Origin of the sequence: Protofrankia sp. Cj3, from assembly GCF_917627355.1 — a bacterium.
In the GTDB taxonomy this organism is placed as follows: Bacteria; Actinomycetota; Actinomycetes; order Frankiales; family Frankiaceae; genus Protofrankia.
The window spans coordinates 1-4143 of record NZ_CAKJTR010000251.1; the positions used below are offsets into that span (position 1 = coordinate 1).

General features: G+C 74.1%; 3 protein-coding genes. All 3 read right to left on the bottom strand.

What is annotated here, in order from left to right:
* Window positions 1-1815: CoA transferase (locus tag MJ783_RS21575; RefSeq protein WP_239313306.1), on the bottom strand; the 1815-nt coding region annotated here is incomplete at its 3' end.
* Window positions 1816-2054: 239 nt separating this feature from the next.
* Window positions 2055-3248, bottom strand: a complete 1194-nt coding sequence (locus MJ783_RS21580) for an MFS transporter (RefSeq protein ID WP_239313300.1) — start codon at window positions 3246-3248, stop codon at window positions 2055-2057.
* A gap of 99 nt (window positions 3249-3347) precedes the next feature.
* Entirely contained in the window at window positions 3348-3926 is a 579-nt protein-coding gene (locus tag MJ783_RS23455) for a sigma-70 family RNA polymerase sigma factor (RefSeq protein WP_305039437.1), read from the bottom strand.
* Between the last annotated feature and the right edge of the window lie 217 nt (window positions 3927-4143).

Consider the following 4143-nt stretch of genomic DNA (forward strand, 5'->3'; position numbering starts at 1 on the left):
GCCGGTGGCGGCGAGCGCGGCCAGCGCCTCGTCGGCGGTCAGCCGGCGCAGCGCCTGCGCGGCCGCCTGCTGGCTGGCGGCCGCGGTGGCCCGGCTGAGGACGTCGGCGGATGAGCCGGCGGCGAGCATCACGTGCCCGTCGGCCACCGGCAGCGGCTCGACCGGCAGCGGCTCGACCGGCAGCTGCCCGGCCGCCGCCCCCGGCAGCCGGCCGGGCGTCCCACCGGACTCGATCAACGGTGCCTGGAGTACGCCGGCCGCTGCCAGCAGATCACTGTCGACCCGCTGCCCCCGGCCGCCGCGGACCCGGGCCACCAGCCCGGCCAGCACCCCCTGTGCGCTGATGAGGCCGCCGAAGACATCGAGCAGGGTCATCAGGGAGCCGGCGGGCGGCTCGCCCGGGGCGCGCAGCTGCTCACCGAAGCCGGCGTACGCCTGGACCAGGAAGTCCGTACCGGGCGGCGAGCCGTCGACCGGCACATCCCCCCATCCGGAGGCGTAGGCGTAGACCAGGCCGGGATGGATCCCGGCGAAGTCGGCCGAGTCCAGTCCGAAGCCGGCGGCCTTGCCCGGGGCCCAGTTGTGTAGGAACACGTCGGCACCGGCCACGGCGTCCCGCACGGCCGCCCAGCCGCCGGATGAGCGCAGGTCGGCCTCGACGACACGCTTGTGCCGGTTGAGCGCCAGAAACCGGGCCGAGCAGCCGCCGACCGTCGGCGCCATCCCGCGCAGCGGGTCACCCCCGACGGGCTCTATCCGGATCACCTCGGCGCCGAGCTGGCCGAGGAGGTGCCCGGCCAGCGGTCCCTGGACACGCCGGCCGGCCTCGACGACGGTGAGCCCGGCCAGCGGCAGGGCCGCCGCGGCCGACAGCTCCGGGAGGCCCGGTGGTGCCTGGCCCGCCTCGGGGGGCACACCGAACGCGCGGATGGCCCACGGCGGACCGACCCGACCGGACGGGGCGAAGTCCGCCATCCGCTGGGTGTGGCCACGCAGCGGCAGGATAGCCAGCCCCGCCGCCGCGGCCGCGCTCCGGAGCTGGTCGTAGCCGCGTACCCGGGTCGCGGCGTGCAGATCGGCCGGCAGCGGGGCACTGGCGTTGGCGTACCGCAGGACGAACGCGCGCCAGCCGCGTGCGACAGGCCGCGGGTCCACGCCCAACGCCGACCACAGGCAACGCCACGGTTCCGGGTCCAGCGCCTCGATCTCAAACCAGACTCCGTCGGCCGAGACGAAAGGCGGCGGCACCCCCGCGGCCGGGCCGGGCCCGGCGCCATCGAATTCGGTGCCATCGAATTCGGCCTCATCGGGCTCGGCGTCATCGGGCTCGACGACGCTGCCGGCCGCCAGATACTGCGAGACCGTCACCAGCGCCGCGCCCGCCACGGACACCTCCACGGCCTCGACCGGCATGCCCCGCAGCCCGGCGAGCACCGCGGCGAGCACCCCCTGGACGGCGAGCACACCGGCCGCCGCGCTCACGTAGTCGAGCCGGAGCCGCCGCGGCCCGCCACGGGCGCGGCCGTGCACGGCCATCAGGCCGTACGCGGCCTGGGCGGTTCCCTCGTCCAGGCGGGTGCCGGTGGTGTCCGTCCAGTCGAGGGCGCAACGGATCGCGGGCAGCTGTGGACATGTGACCGTTATCGGTCCGGCGATCGTCGATCGCTCGGCCGGCTCGACGATCGCTCCCAACTGGCACAGGTGCCGTACGACGAGCCGCTCGGCGGGGCCGGCAGGCCTGCCACGCACCGTGATGCCCGCCAGCGGAGCCGGGACGGATCGCCGGTCCCGCGCCGCACCGTCACTACTCGACATCACGCCGGTATCACGCCGGCATCACACCGACGCTCCCCAGCGCATCCGCTGCCGTCAGGCCTGGTCACATGTCAGTAGTCGGATCCCGTGCGCACTGAGTTCCCGCGGTATGAAAGTGACTGGACATGAAAATCACGGGACATACGGCCCGCGGGCTGGCGAGGCCTGTCCTCGGGGCGCACGATCTCCTCGGCGGCGCTGTCCCCCTGGGCGCGCTGTGGGCGCGCGGCCGGGTCTGGTCACGACATGGCCGCGGGCCGGAGCTCGGCCTTCCCGGTGATGAACGACCCCGTGACGGCGGACGCGGCGAACACCAGCATCACCCACAGCCAGGCCCAGCCGTAACCGAACGAGTCCGCGAGCAGGCCGAACACCGTCGGCCCCAGCACGAAACCGCTGAAGAAGCCGAGCGAGACCAGCCCGGACGCGTGGCCGGTCGCCCCGCCGCGGCGCACCACGGCCAGCATCGACACGGCATTGGCACCGGTGGCCGTTCCCCCGATACCAGCCGCCCCCAGCCAGACCAGGGCTGGCCAGACGGGTGCGGCCAGCCACACGAGCGGCACGGACACGGCCGCCGCCGCGGACAGGGAACCAAGAAGCATGGTCGCCTCCGGCATCCGGTCCGCCCATCTCGTCCAGGTGATCCGTCCGAACAGCCCGGACAGTCCGAAAGCCGCGAGGGCCGCCCCGGACGCCCAGCCGCCCAGGCCGAGCCGCTGTGAGGCGTACAGCGGCAGGTAGGTGTTGACGGCCGCCAGGGCGGTGCCGAGCAGCGCCGAGTAGGCCATCAGCCAGGCCAGCCACGTCGACGGCCGCGACCAGCGCCACCAGGAGCCGCGCGCGGTGCCCGCTGGGCGCGCGGCGTGGCCCGCCGCCTGCTGCCCGGACACCGGCCGGCTGTCCGCGTCGACCGTCCGCCAGACCAGCGCCAGCAGGATGATCGGGACGATCGCGGCACACCGTAACGCGGCCCGCCAGCCGATCGTGTGCGCCACGGCCGGCAGCACCAGCCCGGCGGCGAACGCCGACAGCTGGACACCCGACTGTTTGAGCCCGATGGCCAGCGCCCGCCGTGCCGGCGGAACCGTTCGTGCCAGCAGCACGTTTGTGGCGGGATTCGCCAGCGCCTGCCCGATGCCGGCGAGCGCCAGGACGGCGAGGAGAGCGGCGTAGGAGCCGGCGAACGACGCACCGGCCAACGCGGCCGTGACCGTCGCGCTCAGGACGGCCAAGCCACGGCGTGCTCCGGTGACGTCCACGAGATGGCCGGCGACCAGGGACAGCACGGCTGCCACCGCGAACGTCGCCGTGACCAGCTCACCGACTCTCGTCCGGGACAGGCCGAGATCGTCGACCAGGGAGGGCGCGAGCGCGCTCACCGCGTACAGCGACAGCATCGACGAGGCCATTGCCGTGGTCGCGACTCCCACAGCGACCCACCAGCGCCTGCCGGCCATGGCCCACCCCCACCCCTGTTCCCGCGCCTGATGCTGTGTCAGTCGTCGGCGGGACGGTGAATAGTTCCCCGGTCAGCTGGTCGCTTCCAGCCATCGGGGCGGATCATTGCGATCATGAAAGGCGGCCACCAGGTCGATCCGCGCACGAGCGACCCGGGAGCGGATCGTACCGACGGGACAGCCGCACACCTGCGCGGCTTCCGCGTAGCTGAGCCCGAGCAGCTGGGTGGCGACAAACGCCTCACGCCGTTCCAACGGCAGGCCACGCAGCAGCTGGCGGACGACGACCGCGTCCTCGAGCGACGACGCCCCGCCGCTGGAGGCCTCGGCCTCGGCCGCGTATGCGCTGGGGGCCACGCGCGGCCGGCGGACGGCGGCGCGGATGTGATCGACCACCACCCGGCGGGCGATCGCCAACAGCCATGTCCTGGCCGACGAACGCCCGGCGAAGGCGGGCAGGGCACGCACGGCCCGCAGGTACGTCTCCTGGCAGAGGTCCTCGGCGTCGTTCGCGTTGGTGAGATGGAGCAGGAACCGGTAGGTCTGCCGCTGGGTCGCCCGGATGAACGCGACCTGCGCCGCGGGGTCGCCGGCACCGGCCGCCAGCGCCCACGCTGTGATTGTGTCCTCATCGGGCTCGGCTGCTGGCACGTCCGGAAGATAACAGTGGTAGATGATCGTCAGTTTGGTTTGTCGATCCCGCTGGCGGGAGCGCGGGCATGACGGCGAGCGCCGGGCTGTGCGGGCGCTCGCCGCGGACGCGGCGGAGGACGCGGCCGAGGACGCGGTGAGGGCGGGAGCCAGGACAGCCGCGGGGCGGACCGTCGCGGGTGCAACGCGCCCTCGCCGCTCCTCGACCGTTAGAGCG